The sequence below is a fragment of the Micromonospora sp. NPDC050495 genome (genome assembly GCF_040655175.1).
Lineage (GTDB): Bacteria > Actinomycetota > Actinomycetes > Mycobacteriales > Micromonosporaceae > Micromonospora.
This window is the reverse complement of sequence record NZ_JBFAJK010000014.1, coordinates 100809-122148: the sequence shown is the minus strand read 5'-3', so window position 1 is coordinate 122148 and position 21340 is coordinate 100809. Positions and strand designations below refer to the sequence as shown.

23 protein-coding genes and 1 riboswitch are annotated in these 21340 nt (G+C 73.5%); of the genes, 15 read left to right on the top strand and 8 right to left on the bottom strand.

All coding sequences use genetic code 11. The features are described 5' to 3' along the window. Positions 1–50 precede the first annotated feature (50 nt). The 8 genes from gcvH (at position 51) to AB0I11_RS16805 (ending at position 6014) form a co-directional block, all read left to right on the top strand. Positions 51–431, top strand: coding sequence for a glycine cleavage system protein GcvH (gcvH, locus tag AB0I11_RS16840; protein ID WP_357320412.1), 381 nt, complete (start codon positions 51–53; stop codon positions 429–431). A 216-nt stretch (positions 432–647) separates the two neighbouring features. Next, positions 648–1097: an FHA domain-containing protein gene (locus tag AB0I11_RS16835; RefSeq protein WP_046570336.1), complete on the top strand. Its 450-nt coding sequence runs from the start codon at positions 648–650 to the stop codon at positions 1095–1097. A 50-nt stretch (positions 1098–1147) separates the two neighbouring features. Beyond that, positions 1148–1849, top strand: coding sequence for a MerR family transcriptional regulator (locus tag AB0I11_RS16830; RefSeq protein WP_357320480.1), 702 nt, complete (start codon positions 1148–1150; stop codon positions 1847–1849). Positions 1850–2063: 214 nt separating this feature from the next. Further along, positions 2064–2528, top strand: coding sequence for a bifunctional nuclease family protein (locus AB0I11_RS16825; RefSeq protein ID WP_357320409.1), 465 nt, complete (start codon positions 2064–2066; stop codon positions 2526–2528). 188 nt (positions 2529–2716) lie between these two features. Continuing rightward, positions 2717–3301, top strand: coding sequence for a MerR family transcriptional regulator (locus AB0I11_RS16820; RefSeq protein ID WP_357320406.1), 585 nt, complete (start codon positions 2717–2719; stop codon positions 3299–3301). 477 nt (positions 3302–3778) lie between these two features. Next, positions 3779–4171, top strand: a complete 393-nt coding sequence (locus AB0I11_RS16815) for a group 1 truncated hemoglobin (RefSeq protein ID WP_357320403.1) — start codon at positions 3779–3781, stop codon at positions 4169–4171. A gap of 2 nt (positions 4172–4173) precedes the next feature. Then, positions 4174–5340: a globin domain-containing protein gene (locus tag AB0I11_RS16810; RefSeq protein ID WP_357320401.1), complete on the top strand. Its 1167-nt coding sequence runs from the start codon at positions 4174–4176 to the stop codon at positions 5338–5340. Then, the gene (locus AB0I11_RS16805) at positions 5337–6014 is read left to right on the top strand and encodes a DivIVA domain-containing protein (protein ID WP_357320398.1); all 678 of its coding nucleotides are present in this window, start codon (positions 5337–5339) and stop codon (positions 6012–6014) included. The genes AB0I11_RS16810 and AB0I11_RS16805 overlap by 4 nt, the downstream gene beginning before the upstream one ends. An 85-nt stretch (positions 6015–6099) precedes the next feature. Here the strand turns inward: AB0I11_RS16805 and AB0I11_RS16800 are convergent, their stop codons facing one another. Then, complete coding sequence (locus AB0I11_RS16800; RefSeq protein WP_357320396.1) at positions 6100–6768, bottom strand: NAD(P)H-binding protein; 669 nt, start codon at positions 6766–6768, stop codon at positions 6100–6102. A 214-nt stretch (positions 6769–6982) separates the two neighbouring features. Between AB0I11_RS16800 and AB0I11_RS16795 the strand changes: the two genes are divergently transcribed. Together AB0I11_RS16795 and gcvP are read left to right on the top strand one after the other, a co-directional pair. Continuing rightward, the gene (locus AB0I11_RS16795) at positions 6983–7876 is read left to right on the top strand and encodes an NAD-dependent protein deacetylase (RefSeq protein ID WP_357320393.1); all 894 of its coding nucleotides are present in this window, start codon (positions 6983–6985) and stop codon (positions 7874–7876) included. 179 nt (positions 7877–8055) lie between these two features. Beyond that, a riboswitch (glycine riboswitch) is annotated at positions 8056–8154 on the top strand. Positions 8155–8228: 74 nt separating this feature from the next. Next, positions 8229–11051 carry an aminomethyl-transferring glycine dehydrogenase gene (gcvP, locus tag AB0I11_RS16790; RefSeq protein WP_357320390.1) on the top strand — a complete coding sequence of 941 codons (2823 nt, stop codon included), beginning with the start codon at positions 8229–8231 and terminating at the stop codon, positions 11049–11051. Positions 11052–11174: 123 nt separating this feature from the next. Here gcvP and AB0I11_RS16785 read toward each other — a convergent pair whose 3' ends face one another. Then, on the bottom strand, positions 11175–11375 hold the full coding sequence (locus tag AB0I11_RS16785; RefSeq protein WP_046570247.1) for a DUF5999 family protein: 201 nt from the start codon (positions 11373–11375) through the stop codon (positions 11175–11177). Positions 11376–11498: 123 nt separating this feature from the next. Between AB0I11_RS16785 and AB0I11_RS16780 the strand changes: the two genes are divergently transcribed. Further along, a complete protein-coding gene (locus AB0I11_RS16780) occupies positions 11499–12692 on the top strand; it encodes a chorismate-binding protein (protein WP_357320387.1) in 1194 nt (397 codons plus the stop codon). Between the two features lie 66 nt (positions 12693–12758). Here the strand turns inward: AB0I11_RS16780 and AB0I11_RS16775 are convergent, their stop codons facing one another. Continuing rightward, a complete protein-coding gene (locus tag AB0I11_RS16775) occupies positions 12759–13130 on the bottom strand; it encodes a helix-turn-helix domain-containing protein (RefSeq protein WP_357320384.1) in 372 nt (123 codons plus the stop codon). A gap of 54 nt (positions 13131–13184) precedes the next feature. Here AB0I11_RS16775 and AB0I11_RS16770 point away from each other — a divergent pair, with 54 nt between their 5' ends. Continuing rightward, the gene (locus tag AB0I11_RS16770) at positions 13185–13865 is read left to right on the top strand and encodes an SDR family oxidoreductase (protein WP_357320381.1); all 681 of its coding nucleotides are present in this window, start codon (positions 13185–13187) and stop codon (positions 13863–13865) included. 182 nt (positions 13866–14047) lie between these two features. Here AB0I11_RS16770 and pip read toward each other — a convergent pair whose 3' ends face one another. Next, a complete protein-coding gene (gene pip, locus AB0I11_RS16765) occupies positions 14048–15001 on the bottom strand; it encodes a prolyl aminopeptidase (protein WP_357320378.1) in 954 nt (317 codons plus the stop codon). A gap of 44 nt (positions 15002–15045) precedes the next feature. Here pip and AB0I11_RS16760 point away from each other — a divergent pair, with 44 nt between their 5' ends. Further along, positions 15046–15576: a MarR family winged helix-turn-helix transcriptional regulator gene (locus tag AB0I11_RS16760; protein WP_357320376.1), complete on the top strand. Its 531-nt coding sequence runs from the start codon at positions 15046–15048 to the stop codon at positions 15574–15576. On the opposite strand, the gene AB0I11_RS16755 is transcribed toward AB0I11_RS16760, so the two are convergent. Both AB0I11_RS16755 and AB0I11_RS16750 read right to left on the bottom strand, forming a co-directional pair. Beyond that, positions 15566–16372: an ABC transporter permease gene (locus tag AB0I11_RS16755; RefSeq protein WP_357320373.1), complete on the bottom strand. Its 807-nt coding sequence runs from the start codon at positions 16370–16372 to the stop codon at positions 15566–15568. The genes AB0I11_RS16760 and AB0I11_RS16755 overlap by 11 nt on opposite strands. Next, positions 16369–17328, bottom strand: coding sequence for an ATP-binding cassette domain-containing protein (locus tag AB0I11_RS16750; protein ID WP_357320370.1), 960 nt, complete (start codon positions 17326–17328; stop codon positions 16369–16371). The genes AB0I11_RS16755 and AB0I11_RS16750 overlap by 4 nt, the downstream gene beginning before the upstream one ends. A gap of 92 nt (positions 17329–17420) precedes the next feature. Between AB0I11_RS16750 and AB0I11_RS16745 the strand changes: the two genes are divergently transcribed. Both AB0I11_RS16745 and def read left to right on the top strand, forming a co-directional pair. Continuing rightward, the gene (locus AB0I11_RS16745) at positions 17421–18185 is read left to right on the top strand and encodes a TetR/AcrR family transcriptional regulator (RefSeq protein ID WP_357320367.1); all 765 of its coding nucleotides are present in this window, start codon (positions 17421–17423) and stop codon (positions 18183–18185) included. Positions 18186–18235: 50 nt separating this feature from the next. Then, entirely contained in the window at positions 18236–18745 is a 510-nt protein-coding gene (gene def / locus AB0I11_RS16740) for a peptide deformylase (RefSeq protein ID WP_357320364.1), read from the top strand. 55 nt (positions 18746–18800) lie between these two features. Here the strand turns inward: def and AB0I11_RS16735 are convergent, their stop codons facing one another. Next, positions 18801–20375, bottom strand: coding sequence for a VWA domain-containing protein (locus AB0I11_RS16735; protein ID WP_357320361.1), 1575 nt, complete (start codon positions 20373–20375; stop codon positions 18801–18803). A 159-nt stretch (positions 20376–20534) separates the two neighbouring features. Then, positions 20535–21308 carry a GNAT family N-acetyltransferase gene (locus AB0I11_RS16730; protein WP_357320359.1) on the bottom strand — a complete coding sequence of 258 codons (774 nt, stop codon included), beginning with the start codon at positions 21306–21308 and terminating at the stop codon, positions 20535–20537. Between the last annotated feature and the right edge of the window lie 32 nt (positions 21309–21340).

Sequence of the window (21340 nt, the reverse complement as noted above, 5' to 3'; positions counted from 1 at the left end):
GCTCGCGCCGGTTGTTTGCCCGGTGCGCCGATGGATGAAGGACGCAGCTGGTGATTCCTGAGGATCTGCGGTACACCGCCGAGCATGAGTGGGTGGCGGGTGGTGACGGCGGCGCCGTCCGGGTCGGTATCACGCACTTCGCGCAGGACGCCCTGGGTGACATCGTGTTCGTGCAGTTGCCGGACGAGGGCGCGGCGGTGGCGGCGGGTGAGTCGCTGGGTGAGATCGAGTCGACCAAGAGCGTGTCGGAGCTGTATGCGCCGGTGAGCGGGACGGTGGCGGCGCGCAACGAGGCGTTGGCCGACACGCCTGAGGTGATCAACACGGATCCGTACGGTGCGGGTTGGCTGGTGGAGATCACTCCGGATGATCCGGCGGCGGTCGAGGGTCTGTTGACCGCTGGCGCGTACCGCGAGCTCACTGAGAGCTGAGTTGTCGTTCCGGGCGGTGGGGCTTGTCTCCGCGCGTCCGGTTGCCCTGCATTTCGGCGCTGGCTAGGCTCGCCCAGTCGACCGAGAAGCCAATAGTTGAGCGTCGTGGAATGCGCCTTCCCGGGCACGGGGAGCCAGCCGCCGGGTGTGTGACTGCCCGGCGGCCAGACCCGCCATTACCCGACGCCGACCGAAACAGATCCGTGAGGTGGTCCCATGACGCGCCCAGACGACGAGTTCCCCCCGCTCGACGTCACTTCGACGCTCAATCTCGGTTCGCTCGACGAAGTGCTGGAGGGTCCGGACACCGATGTGGTGCCGAGCCGGATGTCCGGTTCGTTGCCGCCGGGGATGGCGCTGCTGGTGGTTCGCCGGGGTCCGAATGCGGGTGCCCGGTTCCTGTTGGACCACGATGTGACGACGAGTGGGCGGCATCCGGACAGTGACATTTTCCTGGACGATGTGACGGTGTCTCGGCGGCACGCCGAGTTCCACCGGGACGGTGGCACGTTCACGGTGCGGGATGTGGGCAGCCTGAACGGCACGTACGTGAACCGGGAGCGGGTCGAGGCGGCCACGTTGAGCAATGGTGACGAGGTGCAGATCGGCAAGTTCCGGGTGGTGTTCATCGCCGGTCCGCGTCCGGAGGAGGCCGGCCGGGGGTGAACGAGCCGGCGGCTTCGACGCCCGGCGAGGCGGCGCGTGCCGCTGCGCTGATGAGCATCGGTGAGGTGTTGGCGCAGCTGCGGGCGGAGTTTCCGGACGTCACGATCTCGAAGTTGCGGTTTCTGGAGGCCGAGGGCCTGGTGGAGCCGCAGCGGACGCCGGCGGGGTATCGGAAGTACGGCTGGGACGATGTGGCGCGGTTGCGGTTCGTGTTGACCGCGCAGCGGGACCAGTATCTGCCGTTGCGGGTGATCCGTGAGCAGTTGGCGGAGTGGGACGAGTCCGGTGCGGCGCCGGGTCGGCAGCGGCCGGCGTTGGTGGCGGTGGGTCCCGGTGGTGAGGTGCCGGGTCGGGAGGTGGACGAGTCCGCCGAGTCGGGGCAGGTGCGGCTGGGGCGGGCGGATCTGGTGGCCCGTAGCGGGATCGACGAGTCGACGTTGGCGGAGTTGGAGCGGCTCGGTGTGTTGGTGCCGGATCCGCCGGGGTGGTATGACGCGGACGCGTTGATCATCGCGCGGGCGGTGGCGGGGTTGGCGGAGTACGGGTTCCAGCCGCGGCATCTGCGCGGGTACCGGACGGCGGCGGATCGGGAGGTCGGTCTGTTCGCGCAGTTGGTGGCGCCGCTGGCGCGGCAGAGTGATCCGGCGGCGCGGGCCCGGGCGGCGGAGACGGCGCGGGAGTTGGTGGCGTTGTCGCAGCAGTTGCACGCGGCGTTGGTGCGGGTGGGGCTGCGGTCGACGTTGGGTCGTTGAGTGGTGGGGTGGGGTCGGGTGTCGTGGGGGCGCCCGGCCTCTGCCGTGTGCGGGGTCGGGAAAGATCTGGTTCGGGAAGCGTGTCGTAGGCTTGCTGGGGTAACCCCTTCCGGCGAGGCGTGGTGCACGTAGCGCATGGGACTCTCGTGTCGCGGTCCGTGTACCGTGCAGGGAAGGGCGCGGTGCGTTAGGCGACGACGACACGGAGGCGGCGGTGCGCGAGCTGAGCGTGGTCGGAGTTCGGGTGGAGTTGCCCAGCAACCAGCCGATCGTCCTGCTGCGGGAGGTCGAGGGGGACCGCTATCTGCCGATCTGGATCGGTGCGGTCGAGGCCACGGCTATCGCGTACGAGCAGCAGGGGGTCAAGCCGGCGCGGCCGTTGACGCATGATCTGTTGCGGGACGTGTTGGCGGCGTTGCAGGCGCCGTTGCGGGCGGTGGAGATCACCGAGTTGAAGGAGAACGTCTTCTACGCCGATCTGTTGATCGGTGACGGGGTGCGGGTGTCGGCGCGGCCGAGCGATTCGATCGCGTTGGCGTTGCGGGTCGGGGCTCCGATTCGTTGTGCCGAGCAGGTCCTCACTGAGGCGGGGATCGTCATCCCGGACGAGCAGGAGGACGAGGTGGAGAAGTTCCGGGAGTTCCTGGAGCAGGTGCGTCCGGAGGACTTCGCGGGCTGAGTGCCGCGGCGACCGTTGGTCACGATGGGTGACGGCGGGCTGCGATTGGTGATCTTCCTGAGGGCTGCGCGGCGTGTCGCGGTCGTTCCTGCGTGGTAACTCCCGAGGGGCCGCTATAGGGTTGCGGTGTCGAGGGGTGCGCGTACGGGGAGACGGCGCGGCACCGCACGGGCGGGGAGGTTGTCCGGATGCATGAGCCGCGAGATCCTGATTCGGGTACGGAGCAGCAGCCGGGTGCGACGCCCCCGCCGGCCGGTGACGGCGAGGTGGGTTACCGGGGTGTGACGGCGTGTTCCGCGGTCGGTATCAGCTACCGGCAGTTGGACTACTGGGCCCGGACGGGGCTGGTGGTGCCGAGCGTGCGTGACGCGTCGGGCTCGGGGACGTCCCGGTTGTATTCGTTCCGCGACCTGGTGGTGTTGAAGGTCGTGAAGCGGTTGTTGGACGCCGGGGTGTCGTTGCAGAACATCCGCAAGGCGATCGAGGCGTTGCGTTCGCGTGGGGTGGACGACCTGGCGGGCATCACGCTGATCTCCGACGGGACGACGGTCTACGAGTGCCGGTCGCCGGAGGAGGTGGTCGACCTGTTGCAGGGCGGCCAGGGCGTGTTCGGCATCGCGATCGGTGGCGCGTTCAAGGAGATCCAGGGGTCGTTGTCGCATCTGCCGGCGGAGCCGGTCGGTGGGCGGGAGCCGGTGGCGCCGGCGGAGGAGCCGGCGGAGCAGGTGGGTGACGAGTTGGCGGCGCGTCGGGCGCGCCGCCGGGCCGGTTGACGGGTTCGTCATACGTTTCGTGGATCGCGACGCGCCGAAAGGGGTAGGTCGCGATCCACTTTTTTCGTCACGGGACGTGTCGGGCGGTCGCGGGGCGGCGCGGCTGGCGGTCGGTGGTCGTGGTGTCGGCGGTGGGGCGCGGGTGCGCAGGTGGCGACGTCGGTGCGGGCGCTGGTCCGGGGCGCGTCGTCGGGTGTCCGAAAAGGACCGGGCGGCTTCGGTGGTGGGCCGGGCATTGACGGGGCGTGGTGGCGTGAACGCGGGGCGCGACCGACGCGGCGTATGACATTGACTGTCCGTAGTTGACAGTTGTCGGGAATCGGATAGGGCAGGGCTGACCCGTTCGGGCGAGCACGCTATGGTCCGTCACGGTCGCTCGCACGGGCACGTCCGGTGGACCGCGGTGTGTCGCGTGTCGGTGGCCGACACCCCTTCCGCGGCCGGCGGCCGCGTGCCCCTTTTCCGAGAGGAACGACCATGACGACGGTGACGGAAGAGACCACCCCGATCTCCCACTACGAGCGCATCGGTGGCGCCGCGGCGGTGAAGGCGGCGGTGGAGCTCTTCTACGACAAGGTGCTCGCCGACCCGGAGCTGGCCGGCTACTTCACCAACGTGAACATGCCCGAGCAGCGCCGGCACCTGGCGTTGATGCTGGCGGTGATCCTGGGCGGGCCGAACGAGTACACCGGTCGTGGCCTGGCCGAGGCGCACCAGCCGTTGGGGATCACCCCGGCGCACTACGCGCGGGTCGGCGAGCACCTGATCGTCACGTTGACGGAGCTGGGGGTGCCCGCGGACATCCTCGCCGACGTGCAGGCGGTGCTGGGTCAGGTACGGGAGCAGGTCGTGTCGGCGAGGACCGCCTGAGCGTGGACGCGGCAGGACTCAAGCGGAGCTGGTCCCTGGTCGCCGCGCACGGCGACCAGGTGCCGCTCTACTTCTATTCAACGTTGTTCCTGGCGTATCCGGAGACCCGGCAGATGTTCCCGACGAACATGGCCGGGCAGCGGGACCGCCTGGTCGGCGCGTTGGGGCACATCGTGTCCAACGTGGATCAGGTGGACCGGCTCGTCGGGTTCCTGCGGGACCTCGGCGCGGATCACCGCAAGTTCGCGGTGCGTCCGGAGCACTACCCGGCGGTCGGTGAGGCGCTGCTGGCCACGTTGCGGCACTTCCTGGGGGAGGTGTGGACCGACGAGCTGGCGGCGGACTGGGCGGCGGCGTACGGGCTGGTGTCGAAGGTGATGATCGAGTCGGCGCAGGCGGCGGAGGCGGAGGCGCCGCCGTGGTGGGTGGCGGAGATCCTCGCCCACGAGCGGCGCACGTTCGACGTGGCGGTGCTGACGGTGCGCCCGCAGTACCTGCTGCCGTTCACCCCGGGCCAGTCGATCGGGGTGTCGCACCCGGCGGTGCGGACCTGGCGGTACTACTCGCCGGCGAACGCGCCCCGTCAGGACGGCACCTTGGAGCTGCACGTACGGGCCGCGCCCGGTGGTGTGGTGTCGTCGCGGCTGGTGTACGGGTGCGCGGTGGGTGACCAGATCCACCTGGCGGCGCCGGTGGGGGACCGGTTGACGTTGTGGTCGGCCGGGTCGGCGGATCTGCTGCTGTTGGCCGGTGGCACCGGCTGGGCGCCGGTGAAGTCCCTCGTGGAGCAGGTCGCCGCGGAGGCGCCGGGGCGCCGGGTGGACCTGTATGTGGGGGCCCGGTCCCGGATGGAGTTCTACGACAACGACGCGATCGACAAGTTGGCCGCGTCGTACCCGTGGTTGACGGTGACCCACGTGGTGGGGTCGGATCCGCGGCGCCCGGGTGAGTTGGTGCACGTGGCGGACCGGGCGCTCGCCGACGGGGACTGGCGTTCCCGGCACGTGTACGTGTGTGGTTCCGACGAGATGGTGAGCCACTCGGTGACGGCGTTGACGCAGGCCGGCTACCACGCCGACCAGGTGCATCACGAGGGCTTCGGCCAGCACTGGTACGGGCCGGCGTGGCGGACCGCGACCGCCCCTGACAATTCCGGAGGTGTCCGGTGAGCGCGACCCCGATCAGCAGGTACGAGAGCGGCCAGTTCTCCGCCGGCGTGCAGGTGCGCCTGACGCCGGACCGGGTGCGGCGGTGGGAGTTCGACAGCGCGGCGTTCACCCGCCGCGGCTACGACCACGCCGACGTGGACCGGTTCCGGATGCAGGTGGCCGACGAGTTGGATCTGCTGGCCACGCAGATCGCGCACCTGCGGGCGGAGAACGAGCGGCTCAACGACCATCTGGAGCTGCACCGGCACGGGGTGCTGCCGAGCACGGACCCGAAGGCGGTGGTGCCGGCGGCCAAGGAGGTCAACCTGCTGTCGGCGGCGCAGCGGGAGGCCGAGCAGATCATCGCCCAGGCGCACGACTACGCCCGGCGGGTCGCCGAGTACGCCCAGATGCAGTACGAGAGCTACATGCGGGCGGCGGCGGAGGAGGCGAAGCAGGAGGCCGAGCGGGCCGTCGCGCAGTACCGCAGCAGCGCCGGCGCGGACTTCGACGACTCGGTGGCCACCCGGGAGGCGCTGCGGATCTTCGGCGACATGATGATCTCGCACATGCGGGCGGCCGCGCGGCACCTGGACGACGGCAGCGAGCAGTTGGCCGCCACGATGGCGCGGCTCGCCCGGGAGGCCACGCCGGTCGCCGGTGGGCAGCCGGCGTTGCCCCGGCACCAGCGCTGACGTTCCGGCCGGCCCGCCGGGCAGTGCCGCGCGGGCCGGCCGGGACGAATCCGCTCCGCCGGCCGGCACGGCTCCGGTCGGCGGGTCAGCCGGCCGGCGGGCGGTCGGCCGCGGCGACGGCGTCGGCGATCGGGGTCCGCCCGCCGACCAGTTCCAGGGTCAGCCCGGCGCTGTGCGGGGCGTGCAGCAGCGCCAGCAGCACCCGCGCCACGTCGGCGCGGGTGACCGGGCCGGGCGGCACGCGCGGGGCCAGGGTGACCCGGTCGGTCGGCTCGTCGTCGGTGAGCCGGCCCGGGCGCAGCACGGTCACGTCGAGGTCCCGGCCGGTGACGTCCACCTCGGCGGCCTTCTTCGCCCGCAGGTACGCCGCCCACACCTCGTCGCGGCCGGCCGTCGGTGGGGCGTCCACGCCCATCGAGGAGACCAGCAGGTAGCGGCGGACCCCGGCGCGCTGCGCGGCGTCGGCCAGCAGCACCGCGGCGGCCCGGTCGACGGTGTCCTTGCGGGCGGCGCCGCTGCCCGGCCCGGCGCCGGCGGCGAACACCACCGCGTCGGCGCCGGCCAGGTGCCCGGCGACGGTGTCGACGTCGGTGTGTTCCAGGTCGCAGAGGACCGGTTCGGCGCCGGTGGCGCGCAGCGCGGCGGCGTGCTCGGGGTTACGGATCAGCCCGACGGCGCTGTCGCCCCGTTCGGCGAGTTCCCGCTCCAGCAGCTTGGCGATCTTGCCGTGGCCTCCGGCGATAACGACGCGCATGCCCCCAACCTAGTCGCGCCGCCTGCCGCCTGCCGCCCGCCGATCGAGCGCCGCGCCGTCGCCCCGCCCGCGCCGCCTGCAGGTCGAGCGCGCCGTCGCGGCTGGACGCGAACGACCGCCCGGGGCGGGGCAGCGGCGTGACCGCGGTCACCGGCGGCGGGCGTCCGGGGCCACCCGGTCGTCGCCGAGGCGACCGGCGAGGCAGCATGGACCGGTGACCGAGACGTTCGACGCGCTGACCCGGCTGGTGGCCGCCGGGGACGTCGTGGTGCTCAGCGGCGCCGGCCTGTCCACCGAGTCCGGCATCCCCGACTACCGGGGGCCCAGCGGCGCGGCCCGCCGGCACACCCCGATGACCTACCAGGCGTTCACCCGTGACCCGCAGGCCCGGCGGCGGTACTGGGCGCGCAGTCACCTGGGCTGGCGGATGATCGCCCGGGCGGCGCCCAACGCGGGACACCACGCGGTGGCCCGGTTGCAGGCCGCCGGCCTGCTCGCCGGGGTCATCACCCAGAACGTCGACGGCCTGCACACCGCCGCCGGCGCCACCGGTGTGGTCGAGCTGCACGGCCGCCTCGACGAGGTGACCTGCCTGGACTGCGGCAACCTGACCTCCCGCGACGAGCTGGACCGGCGGCTGCGCGAGGCCAACCCGGGCTTCGACGCGCACGTCGCCCACGTCAACCCCGACGGTGACGTCGACCTGCCCGACGAGGCGGTGGCCGGGTTCCGCACCGTGGACTGCGGCATCTGCGGCGCCGGCATGCTCAAACCCGACGTGGTGTTCTTCGGCGAGACGGTGCCCGCGCCCCGGGTCGCCGAGTGTTTCACCCGCGTCGAACGGGCCCGTGCGCTGCTGGTGCTCGGCTCGTCCCTGACGGTCATGTCGGGCCGGCGGTTCGTCATCCGCGCGGCGAAGCACGGCATCCCGGTGGCCATCGTCAACCAGGGACCCACCCGCGGCGACGGGTACGCCGCCGTCGCCCTCGACGCGCCGCTGGGCGCCACCCTGACCGCCCTGGCCGACCGGGTCGCCGGCCCGACGCCGCGGCCGAGGCCGGCCGGCGCCGGCCTCGCGCCCACCGCCGGGCAGCCCGCAGCGGTGTAGGGGGCCGCCCCGAGGAGCGCCCGGGGCGACCCGCCGGTTCGGCGCGGCGCAGGCCCCCGGCGGGCGTCGCGGAGCACCCGGGCGACCCGCCGGTTCGGCCTCGGCCTGGTGTGGGCGCGCGCCGGCGGGGTAGGACATCAGCCGGAAACACGGTCGCTGGTAGCGTTGACCATGCCGGTACCACCCACGCGGGAGAGACCGCCCGGGAACCACCCGGACGGCGCCGAAGGGGCAGATTCTCCCCGGAACCTCTCAGGCAAAAGGACCGCGTTGGGCAGGCACTGTGGAGCGCGTCAGCGCGACTCAGGGGGAGGCCGACCCGTCGACCTCGCCCCCACAAGGAGCGCAGCGCATGACCGCAGAGCAGTTCGCCGACCGGCACATCGGTCCCGACCCGGGCGACGAGCGCCGGATGCTGGAGACCGTCGGCTACAGCTCCATCGACGAGCTGATGGACGCCGCCATTCCCGAGGTGATCCGCTGGCACGGCACCCTGGACCTGCCGGCCCCGGCCGGTGAGCGGGAGGCCCTCGCGGAGCTGCGCGCCCTCGCCGCCCGCAACACCGTCGCCGTTTCCATGATCGGGCTGGGCTACCACGGCACCCACACCCCGGCGGTGATCCGCCGCAACGTGCTGGAGAACCCGGCCTGGTACACCGCGTACACGCCGTACCAGCCGGAGATCAGCCAGGGGCGGCTGGAGGCGCTGCTGAACTTCCAGACCATGGTCACCGACCTGACCGGGCTGGCCACCGCGAACGCCTCCATGCTCGACGAGGCCACCGCCGCGGCCGAGGCGATGACCCTGGCGCGCCGCGCGTCGAAGAGCAAGAGCCGGGTGTACGTGGTCGATGCGGACACTCTCCCGCAGACCCTCGCGGTGATCACCGGCCGGGCCGAGCCGCTCGGCATCGAGGTGCGGGTGCTCGACGTCGACCGTGACGAGCTGCCGGGCGAGTTCTTCGGCCTGCACCTGCAGTATCCGGGGGCGTCCGGGGCGGTCCGTGACCACGCCGGCCTGGTCGGGGCCGCGCACGGCGCGGGGGCGCTGGTCACCGTCGCGGCGGACCTGCTGGCGTTGACGCTGCTGCGCCCGCCGGGGGAGATCGGGGTGGACATCGCCGCCGGTACCACCCAGCGGTTCGGGGTGCCGATGGGCTTCGGCGGGCCGCACGCCGGCTACCTGGCGGTGCGCTCGGGTCTGGAGCGGATGCTGCCGGGCCGGTTGGTCGGGGTGTCCAAGGACGCCGACGGCAACCCGGCGTACCGGCTGGCGTTGCAGACCCGTGAGCAGCACATCCGGCGGGAGAAGGCGACCAGCAACATCTGCACCGCGCAGGTGCTGCTGGCGGTGATGGCCGGCATGTACGCCGTCTACCACGGCCCGGACGGGCTGCGGGAGATCGCCCGGCGTACCCATGAGGCGGCGGCGCGGCTCGCGGCCGGGCTGCGCGCCGGCGGCGTGCAGGTCGCGGACGTCGCGTTCTTCGACACCGTCACGGCGAGCGTGCCGGGGCGGGCGGCCGAGGTGGTCGCCGCGGCCGCCGCCCGCAACGTGAACCTGCGGCTGGTCGACGCCGACCGGGTGGGCGTCTCCTGCGACGAGACCACCACCGCGGCGCACCTGGCGGCGGTGTGGGCGGCCTTCGGGGTGGCGCCGGTGACCGGCGAGGTGGACGCGGCGCTGCCGGCCGGGCTGGCCCGCACCTCGGACTTCCTCACCCACCCGGTGTTCCGCACCCACCACTCCGAGACGGCGATGCTGCGCTACCTGCGCCGGCTGGCCGACTTCGACTACGCCCTGGACCGCGGCATGATCCCGCTCGGGTCGTGCACGATGAAGCTGAACGCCACCACCGAGATGGAGGCGATCACCTGGCCCGAGTTCGCGCACCTGCACCCGTTCGCCCCGGCGGAGCAGACCGCCGGGTACCGGGAGCTGATCGCCCAGTTGGAGGGCTGGCTGGCGGAGGTGACCGGCTACGACGCGGTCAGCGTGCAGCCCAACGCGGGCTCGCAGGGCGAGCTGGCCGGGCTGCTGGCCATCCGCGCCTACCACCGCTCCCGGGGGCAGGGGCACCGGGACGTGTGCCTGATCCCGTCGTCGGCGCACGGCACCAACGCCGCCTCCGCCGCGATGGCCGGCATGCGGGTGGTGGTGGTCGGCTGCGACGCCGACGGCAACGTCGACCTGGTCGACCTCGACGCGAAGATCGACAAGCACCGGGACGCGCTCGCCGCGATCATGGTGACGTACCCGTCGACGCACGGCGTGTACGAGACGGGCATCGCGCAGCTGTGCGCGAAGGTGCACGACGCCGGCGGTCAGGTCTACGTCGACGGGGCGAACCTCAACGCTCTGGTCGGGTTCGCCAAGCCGGGCCGGTTCGGTGCGGACGTGTCGCACCTGAACCTGCACAAGACGTTCTGCATCCCGCACGGCGGCGGCGGCCCGGGGGTGGGGCCGGTGGCGGTGCGCGCGCACCTGGCGCCGTTCCTGCCCGGTGACCCGGTCGGGGAGCGCGCCGAGGGCCGGCCGGCCATCTCGGCGGCCCGCTACGGGTCGGCGGGCATCCTGCCGATCCCGTGGGCGTACCTGCGGATGATGGGCGCCGAGGGGCTGACCCGGGCGACCGGGGTGGCGGTGCTGGCGGCCAACTACGTGGCGGCGCGGCTGCGTAACCACTTCCCGGTGCTGTACGCCGGCAACAAGGGCCTGGTGGCGCACGAGTGCATCCTGGACCTGCGGCCGCTGACCCGGGCGACCGGGGTGAGCGTCGACGACGTGGCCAAGCGGCTGATCGACTACGGCTTCCACGCCCCGACGATGTCGTTCCCGGTGGCGGGGACGCTGATGGTGGAGCCGACCGAGAGCGAGGACCTGGCCGAGCTGGACCGGTTCTGCGACGCGATGATCGCCATCCGGGCCGAGATCGACAACGTCGGGTCGGGGCAGTGGCCGGCCGGGGACAACCCCCTGGCCAACGCCCCGCACACCGCGGCGATGGTGTCCGGCGACGAGTGGCCGCACCCGTACCCGCGGTCGGTGGGGGCCTACCCGGCCGGCGTCGACCGGGCCGGGAAGTACTGGCCGCCGGTGCGGCGCGTCGACGGGGCCTACGGTGACCGGAACCTGGTCTGTTCGTGCCCGGCGCCGGAGGCGTTCGAGGACTGATCGGAGTCAGCCGGGGCGGTCGCTGTGGCCGCCCCGGCGGGGCGTCGACCTGCGCAGGAGGCCCGGCGGCGGCGGGCTGGCCTGGGTCGACGGGGCACGCTGCGGTGACGCAGCGTGATGAGGTCAGGCGACGAGGGCGTGTCGGGCGGGGCCGCGGTGCGGGGCGATGCTGCTGCCGTCGGGGAGCAGCTCACCGGTGTCCTCGAAGACGATCACCCCGTTACAGAGCAGGCTCCAGCCCTGCTCACGGAAGCAGGCGATGACCCGGGCGGCTTCCCGGTCGGTCGCCTCGGCGGAGGGGCAGGTGGGTTGGTGCTGACACATCGGGTTCTCCGGACTGTGGGGGCACTGTGTCATGGTTCACATGACCAGTGACGCACAGTACCAAGCAAAAGTGCGCGCCATCGAGCAAGGTTGCGTCTTGTTCATCCAGAATGGGCTGAACGGATGACCCGGAACGGACCGGACGGCGTGGAAGCGCTCCCACACACGGTTGTCGATCTGCCCGCCGCGCCCGCCGGGTGCCGCGCCCGGCTGGTCGAACGCGCCCGCCTGGAATGGCGGCTCACCGACGGCGGCGACCCCACCGCGCTGGCCGAGGACTTCCTCGCCGCCCACGGCGTCGACCTGCGCGACCTGGCCCGCCCGGCCCGCCACGACCCGGACGGGGTGTGCGGGGCGGCGCTGTACCTGTCCGCCGCCGCCGGGGCGTACGCCGTCGGCGGCCCCACCGGCGCGCCCACCCCGGCGCCGGCCCTGCCGGACCTGGTGGTCGTCGTGCACGGCCACACCGACCGGCCCGCACAGCCGCCCGCCGCCGGACCCACCGACTGGCGGCTGGGGCCCTGGCGGGACAGCTGGACCCCGGGCGAGCACGCCGCCGCCGTCACGGCGGTGCGCGCCGCCATCGGCCGCGGCGACGTCTACCAGGTCAACCTCGTCGGCCACGCCGCCGCCGCGTACACCGGCGACCCGCTGCCCGCGCTGTCCCGGCTGGCCGCCCTGCCCGGCGCCCGCTACGGCGGCGCCCTGTCCGGCCCGGGCTGGGCGCTCGGCTGCGCCTCCCCGGAGACGCTGATCGCCGTCGAGGACGGCCGCCTGGTCACCCGCCCGATCAAGGGCACCCGGCCGGCCACCGAGGCGGGACGCCGGGAACTGCTCGCCTCCGCCAAGGAACGCGCCGAACACGTGATGATCGTCGACCTGGAGCGCAACGACCTGGCCCGGGTGGCGCGCACCGGCACGGTGCGCGTGGACGAGCTGTTCGCCGTACGCCGCTGGTGCGACCTGTGGCAGGCCGAGTCGACGGTCTCCGCGGCGCCCGCCGGCGGGCTGGGCCTGGCGGCGCTGCTGCGCGCGGTCTGCCCCGGCGGGTCGGTCACCGGCGCGCCGAAGCTCGCCGCGCTGGCCCAGATCGCCGACCTCGAGCCGGTCGGTCGCGGCGCCGGGATGGGCGCGCTCGGCTGGGTCGGGCCCGGCCGGGTCGACCTGGGGCTGACCATCCGCACCGCGGCCGCCGACGCCGAGCGGCTGCACCTGTGGGCCGGCGGCGGCATCACCTGGGGCAGCGACCCGGCGGCCGAGGTCGCCGAGGCGGCCGCGAAGGCCGCCCCGGTGCGCGCCCTGCTCGCCGCCGGCTGACCCGGCGGCCTCCCGTCGCGGCGAGAGGCCGGCACCGCTCAGGGTCGGCCGTCGCGACCGGCCGGGTCAGCCTGAGGACTCCTTGACGCCGGCTCGTTCGCGGGCAGCGAGGATCTGCGGGACGTGCGCCTCGGCCCACTGTCGTACGGCACGCAACGGAACCAGCAGGGAACGACCGAGCTCGGTCAGGGCGTATTCGACGTGCGGCGGGTTGCCCCCCAGGTCGGTGCGGGTGAGCAGGCCGTCAGCCTCCATGGCGCGCAGCGTCTCGGTGAGCGCCTTCGGGGTGATCCCGCGGATGTGCGCCTTGAGCTCGGTGAACCGCAGCGGTCCGTGCTCCAGCGCGTTGACGGCGAACACCGTCCACCGCGCCCCGATGCGGTGCAGCACGGTGCGACTCGGGCAGCTCGCCGCCATCACGTTGTAGGCCGTGCCCATGGGGTCCTCCCGGTAGCGTTGAAGATACCGGTAGCAAATGTATACCGTCGCGTCATGAGCGAAAACCTGACAGGCAAGCGGATCCTGGTCGTCGGTGGGGCCCGCGGTATCGGCGCTGAGCTCGTCCGGCGCACCGCGCGGGCCGGCGCGGACGTCGTCGTCGCCACCCGGTCCGGCCCCGAGGTCCGGATCGACGTCACCGACGAGAGCACCATCGCGCGGGCCGCGCAGTCGCTCGGCGCCGTCGACCACGTGATCTGCACCGCGTCGGCCCACCACGACGTGCCGGTGCCCGAGCTGGAACACGACAAGATCCGGGCCGCGTTCTCCGCCAAGGTCGTCGGCCCGCTGCTGCTGGCCAAGCACTTCGCCCCACGGATGGCCGCCGGCGGATCGTTCCTGTTCTTCTCCGGTGTGGTGGGCTGGCGGCCCAAGCCCGGCACCGTCGTCAAAGGCACTGCGAACGCCGCCCTGGCCGCGCTGGTCACCCACCTGGCCGTCGAGCTCGCGCCGCTGCGGGTCAACGCCGTCGCCCCCGGCCTCACCGACTCGGGCGCCTGGGACGGGCTTCCGAACGAGCGTCGCCGCGCCCTGTACGACAGTGCCGCGGCGGCCTCGCTCACCGGCAGGGTCGGCACGCTCGGGGACGTCGCCGACACCGCCCTGTGGCTGCTGGGTGCGGGATGGGTGACGGGCGAGACGGTCCATGTCGACGGCGGCACCCGGCACCGCTGATCCCGGCACCGCTGATCCCGGCGTCACCATCGCCATGGCAACCACCACCGAAGTCCATCCCCGCGCCCTGCGCCGTGCCGGCGGAGCCGCCCGATCGCGCCGGTGCCGTCGGCCGCTGAGCAGGCGCGACACCGGCACCGGCGGGCCGGCCCGGCCCCGGCGAGGTGGGTGAGGACGGTCGGTCAGGCGCGGGCAAAGGCGTCCAGCGCGGCGACGACCCGCTCGCCCACGCCGTGGCCGCTGCCGTGCCCGCCGGACTCGACGATCTCCAGGCGGGCGTCCGGCCAGCCCTGGGTGAGCTGCCAGGCGATGTCCGGCGGGCCACTGACGTCCAGTCGGCCCTGCACCAGCACCCCCGGGATACCGGCGAGCAGACCCGCGTCGCGCAGCAGTTGCCCGTCGGGCATGAAGCCCAGGTTGCTCCAGTAGTGGGTGACGATCCGTACGAACGCCGCGCGGAACACCGGGTCGGCGTAGCGGGAGTCGGCCTTGAACCCGCCGGCCAGGGAGACGTGCACGTCCTCCCAGTCGCACCAGCTGATCTCGGCCCGTTCCCGCACGGCGGGGTCCGGGTCGTTGACCAGCCGGGCGTACGCGGTGGGCAGGTCACCGTCGCGGTCGGCCGCGGGTACGCCGTCGCGGAAGCGGGCCCACTCCTGCGGGAAGATCCGACCCATGTCCCGGGTCACCCAGTCGATCTCGCGGCGGGTGTTGGCGACCACGCTGAACAGCACCAGCGCGGTGACCCGCTGCGGGTGGCGCTGGGCGTACGCCAGGGACAGCGAGGACCCCCACGAGGCGCCGCAGAGCAGCCACCGGTCCACGCCGAGGTGCGCGCGCAGCCGTTCCATGTCGGCCAGCAGGTGGGCGGTGGTGTTGACCGACAGGTCCACCGCCGGGTCGCTGGCGTGCGGGGTGCTGCGTCCGCAGCCGCGCTGGTCGAACAGGATGATCCGGTAGGCGGCCGGGTCGAACAGCCGGCGCCAGAAGGCGGTGGCGCCGGAGCCGGGGCCACCGTGCACCACCAGGGCGGGTCGCCCGTCGGGGTTGCCGCAGGTCTCCCAGTGGATCCGCTGCCCGTCGCCGACGTCGAGCAGGCCGTGGGCGTACGGCTCGATCGGTGGATACACGCGCATTCCCTCCCACACCCCAGATGCAACAGCGCTGTTACATTAGCAGGGTGACCGCCGCACCCGACCGCGAGGCGCTGGGCACCCTGCTGCGCCACGTCCTGGAACTGCTCGACGCCGACGTCGCCGCCGTCTACGCCGGCCTGGACCTCGCCGACTACCGGCCCCGCTTCTCGCCGCTGGTGCGGGTGCTGCTCACCGACGGTCCGCTGCCCATCCGCGACCTGGCCGCCCGGGTCGGGGTCACCCACTCGGCGGCCAGCCAGACCGTCGCCCAGATGAGCCGCGCCGGCCTGGTCACCCTCGCCCCCGGCGCGGACGCCCGACAGCGCATCGTCACCCTCACCCCGCGCGCCCACGCGCTGCGACCCGTCATCGAGGCCGAATGGGCGGCCACCACCACCGCCATGCGCCAGCTCGACGCCGAAGTGCCCGTACCCCTGGCCGACGAGCTGTACGCGGTGCTCGCCGCGCTGCGCCGCCGCCCGCTGCGCGACCGGATCACCGACACCGGCCTGGCGCCGGCCGCGCCGCCGCCGGAAGACCGCCGCCCGCCGGACAGGGGTGGCGTCAGCGGCTGAGCCGCCGCCAGCGGCGTACCGCCAGCGGCAGGAACACCGCGACGAGCAGCAGCGGCCAGGCCACCGCGAGGGACACGCTGTGCTGGGCGGGCCAGGAGGTGGCGTCCCAGCCGGGGTTGCCGAACAGCTCCCGGCAGGCGCCGACGGTGGCCGACAGCGGGTTCCAGGCGGCGATCGTGGCCAGCCAGTCCGGCATGGTGGCCGGCGCCACGAACGTGTTGGAGGCGAAGCCGAGCGGCCAGACCAGGGTCTGCAACGCGGTCACCGCCTCGGGGCGGCGCAGCAGCAGCGCCAGGTACACCCCCAACCAGATCATCGCGAAGCGCAGCAGCAGGAGCAGCCCGACCGCCGCCACGGCCAGGGCCGGCCCGCGCCGCGGCTGCCAGCCGATCAGCACGCCGCAGCCGAGCACGACCGCCAGCGCCAGGGCGCCGTGCAGCAGGTCGGCCAGGGCCCGCCCGGTCACCACGGCGGCGCGGGCCATCGGCAGCGCGCGGAGCCGGTCGGTGACGCCCCGGGCGGTGTCGGTGGCCACCGCCGTGTAGGTGGTCTCCACCCCGAAGAGCATGGTCATGGCGACCATGCCGGGCAGCAGGAACTCCCGGTAGTCGGCGCCGTCGGGCACGGCCATCGCCCCGCCGAACAGGTAACCGAACATCAGCACCAGCAGGACCGGGAAGAGCAGCACGACCAGCAGGTCACCGGGGCGGCGGGCCCAGTGGGCCAGGGCCCGGCCGGCGAGGGTGGCGGTGTCGGTGAACGCCCAGCGGGCGCGGCGCACCGGCAGGCTGGTCACGCCGCCACCTCCTGACCGGCGCCGGTGAGCCGCAGGAAGACCTCGTCGAGGGTGGGGCGGCGGACGGCGACGTCGCCGACGGACAGGCCGGCGGTGTCGAGTTCGCGCAGCACGGCGGTGAGCGCCGCGACCCGGTCGGTGACCGGTACGGACAGCCGCAACGCCGCTGGGTCGGTGGCCGGGAGGGCGCCGGTGGCGGTGGTGACCGCCGCCACGGCGGCCGGCAGGTCGCCGGCGTCGTGCAGCAGCACGTCGACCCGGTCGCCGCCGAGGGTGGACTTGAGCGCTTCGGGGGAGCCGGCGGCGACGACGCGCCCCTGGTCGAGGACCCGCACGGTGTCGGCGAGCCGGTCGGCCTCCTCCAGGTACTGGGTGGTCAGCAGCACGGTGGTGCCACCGGCGACCAGGTCGCGGACCGCGTCCCACACGGCGGTGCGGGCGCGCGGGTCGAGCCCGGTGGTCGGTTCGTCGAGGAACAGCACCGGCGGGTCGACGATCAGCGCGGCGGCCAGGTCCAGCCGGCGCCGAGTGCCGCCGGACCAGGTGCCCACCGGCCGGTCGGCGACCTCGGTGAGGCCGAAGCGGTGCAGCAGCTCGTCGGCGCGGGCGGCGGCCCGGCCGGGGCAGAGGTGGTGCAGGCGACCGAAGAGGATCAGGTTCTGTCGGCCGCCGAGGATCTCGTCGACGGCGGCGTGCTGGCCGACCAGGCCGATGTGGGCGCGTACCCGGTCGGCCCGCCGGCGCACGTCGAAGCCGGCGACCCGGGCCGTGCCGCCGTCGGGTCGCAGCAGGGTGGTCAGCACCCGCACCAGGGTGGTCTTGCCGGCCCCGTTGGGGCCGAGCACGGCGCAGACCGTGCCGGGCGGCACGCTCAGGTCGATCCCGTCCAGGGCGGCCCGGCCGCGGTAGCGCTTGCGCAGGTCGTGGGTCTCGATCGCCGGTGGGTCCGGTCGCATCTCGCGTCTCCCTCGGGGTGGTACGACATGCCGTACGCCGTACGGCAAGCTACCGTACATCATACGGCAACCCGCTCGGTACAGTCGGGCGCGTGACCACGGAGTACAGCGGCACCGGCGACCCCGCCCGCAGCCTCGCCCTGCTCTGGCGGACCCGCGACAAGCCCAGCCGCAAGGGCGGCGACCTGTCCGTCGGCCGGATCGTGCACACCGCCATCGAACTGGCCGACGCCGAGGGCCTGACCGCGCTGTCCATGCGCCGCGTCGCCGAACGCCTCGGCGCCGGCACCATGAGCCTCTACACCCACGTGCCCGGCAAGAGCGAACTGCTCGACCTCATGCTCGACACCGTCTACGGCGAGACCGCCCGCCCCGACGACGTGCCCGGCGGCTGGCGCGGCCGCCTCGAACGGGTCGCCCGGGAGAACCGGGCGCTGTACCTGCGCCACCCGTGGCTGCTGCAGGTCGCCACCACCCGCCCCCCGCTGGGCCCGAACCTCATCGCCAAGTACGAGTACGAACTGCGCGCCGTCGACGGCATCGGCCTGACCGACCTCGAGATGGACGCCGTGGTCACCCTCGTCGACAACTACGTGCATGGCGCGGTGCGCGCCGCCGTCGAAATGGCCCAGGCCGCCCAGCGCACCGGCCTGACCGACCAGCAGTGGTGGCACGCCCACGCCCCCTACCTGGAGCGGGCCCTCGACGCGCGGCGATTCCCCCTGGCCGCCCGCGTCGGGACCGCCGCCGGCGAGGAGTACCAGGCCGCCGCCGACCCGCAGCGGGCCTTCGAGTTCGGGCTGGCCCGCCTCCTCGACGGCGTACAGACGCTGATCGGACAGCGCCACGCCGGCTGACCCACGGGTGCACACCCCGCCCCGGGTAACGGACGGATAGCCTTCCGGGCATGACTATGCGCCCGATCCGGATCATCGGCGACCCCGTGCTGCGTACCCCCAGCGAGCCGGTGACCAGCTTCGACGCCGACCTGCGCGCCCTGGTGCAGGACCTGATGGACACCCTGCTCGGCGCGCCCGGCCGCGCCGGAGTGGCCGCCCCGCAGATCGGGGTCAACGCCCAGGTGTTCGTCTACGACGCCGACGGCCACCGCGGCCACATGATCAACCCGACGCTGGAGCTGTCCGAGGAACGCCAGGACGACGACGAGGGCTGCCTGTCCATCCCCGGCCTGTACTTCCCGACACCCCGCGCCCTGCAGGCCACCGCGCACGGCTTCGACCAGCACGGCGAACCGCTGACCATCTCCGGCCGGGGATTCCTGGCCCGCGCCCTGCAGCACGAGACCGACCACCTGCACGGCCGCCTCTACGTCGACACCCTGCGCGGCGACACCCGCCGCCGGGCGCTGCGCGAGATCCGCGCCGGCCGGTTCCACTCGCCCAGCCGCAACCTGTGACACGCGGGCGGGGGTGACCGGCGCCGCCGGCCACCCCCGCGTCAGCGCGCAAACCTCACTTCGGCGGCGGAGCCACCAGGCAGATCGCCGTCGAGGCGTTACCGAAGTCGTCCACGGCGGTGATCACCGCGTCGCCGCGCAACGTCACCTTGTAGTCGATGTCGCCGGTGCCGTCCTTGACCCGCGACTGCGCACCCGGCGCCTGCACCAGCTTGATCTTCGTGCCGGCCGGGAACGGCCCGAACCGCACCGACGGGTCCGCGGCGTCACCGATGAACACGTCCACCCGGGTGTCGACGACGTCCGTGGCGGTGAGCTGGTAGAAGCCGTCCGGGTTGTACGAGCCGGGCTCGTTGTCGCCACTGGGGTTGTTCGTCGGCACGCACGCCGTGCTCGGCGCGGTGGTGTCGACCACCCGCATCACCGCGGTGTCACTGCCGGTGTTGCCGGCGGCGTCGGTGGCGGTGCAGGTGACCGTGGTGGCGCCCAGCGGGAAGGTGCTGCCGGGCGGCGGCGCGCAGGTCGGGGTGAGCGGACCGTCGACGTTGTCGGTCGCGCTGGCCGGGTAGGCGATCACCGCGCCGGCCGGGCTGGTCGCCTCCACCGTCCGGTCGTCGACGACCACGGTCGGCGGGGTGACGTCGTTGACCGTCACGCTAATCTGCTCGACGAACGCGGCCCCGCCGGACAGGCCGTTGAGCAGGAAGTCGACCGTGCAGTGCAGGGTGGCGCCCTGCGGGGCGTCCCCGGCCACGGTGATCGTCTCGGCGAACGGCACGTCCGTGCCGCTTTGCTGGGTCCTCGACGCCGCGTCGAAACTCACCGACAACCCGGCGTCGCAGACCACCTGCGGGGTGACCGTGACGTCGAGGTCCCGCAACCCGGACAGGATCGCCGCGGTGACCGTGTCCGGGGCGCTGCCGACCACCTGACCGCCGGTGGCGGCGACCACGTCGGTGGCCTGGCCGGACGCGTCCAGGCCACCGCCGCCGCCGCTGACGTCGACCGCGAGGACCCGCGCCTCGTCGGCCAGCAGCGCGGCGCTGGCCTGCGCCAGGGTGTGCCCCGCGCTCGGGTCGTGGCTGGGGGCGTCACCGACCAGCACCACCAGGCGGCTGCTGCCGGACCGGTAGGTGATCGCGCCGTCGGAGACCTGGAACAGGGCGTTCACCCAGGCCTCCGGGGTGTCGCCACCCCCGGCGGCGTCCAGCCCGTCGACCGCGTTCTGCAACGCGGTCGCGTCGCCGGTGAGGTCCTGCCGGACCCGGAACAGCTCCGACCCGTCACCCTCGTCCCGGTACGAGGCGACCGCGAACTCGGCGCTGGGCTGCGCCCCACGCACATTGTTGATCACCTGTTGCAGGTTGGTGCGGACGTTGGCGATGGCCGGACCCATGCTGCCGGTCGTGTCGACCAACAGCACCACGTCCGGCTTCGGCGGGATCGGCGGCGTCGAGACCACCTTGCTGATCGCGATCGTGGTGCCCGGGTCCGCGGACCGGTCCACCGTGGCCGGGTCGACGCCCGGCGCGGCCCACGCGGGCGCCGCCACCGCCGTCGTCAGCGCGGTCACGGCGGCGGCCACGGTCACCGCCCTTCGTCGCCCTCGGGGCACTGCTGTGAAACCCATCGTGTCTCCTCCAGCTCCGCCGCGCCCGCCCCGGGCGCGGCCTCGGAGGCTGACGCTAAGGGCCCGGCCGGCCCCGGCCGGTCCGACATCAGCGCAGCTCACGGTCGGGTTGTTGACCCGGCGTGGCGGCTGGACAAGACAGACTGAGCGATCAGGCCGTCACGGCCGGCGACGCAGCCCGCACTCGGTGAACTCGGCGACCCGGGTGAAACCCAGCCGCTCGTAGAGCCGCACCGCCGCGGTGTTGTCGGCCCGCACGTTGAGGGTGACATGGTCGACCGTGTCCGCCAGCCGGGCACACAACGCGGCCACCACGCCGGCGGCCAGACCCCGCCCGCGCAGCCGCGGATGGGTGGTGACGTTGCCCAGCGCGGCCACCCGCCAGGTCGGCGACCACACGTGCACCCCGGCCACGGCCATCAACTCACCGCCGTCCTCGACGCCCACGTACTGACCGGTGTCCAACATCCGCGGGTCGAACCAGTTACCCGGGTACGCGGTGGCGTAGAGATGGCGCAACGCCGGCAGATCGCCGCGATCCAGCCGCCGCCCGAGCGGGCCGGTCCGGGCCAGCCGGGCCGGATCGGTCAACGCCATCCGGTGATGCGCGGCGGCGTCGGACAGCTCGTACCAGCGCGCCACCGTGGCGTCCAACCCGGGGGACAGGTGCGCCCACAGCCGAGCCGGCAACACCGGCGCCAACTCCGTCACCAACTCCGCCAACTCCCCGGTACGCTCCGGCGCCGCAAACGCCAGCAGGGTCGGCAGGTCAACGCCGTGATAGAGCAGCGCCACCTCATCGCCGCGGCGGAACCACGACGTGAACGGCCAGAAGAAGTCGTCCAGATCCCCGAGCTGGTAGGCGTGCAGCACCGGATCCCGGCTCAGCAGCCCAGCCAGGACCGACCGGTCGTGTTCGGCGCGTACGGGCACCCGCTGATGATCACACAGCCGGCCGTCGGCCC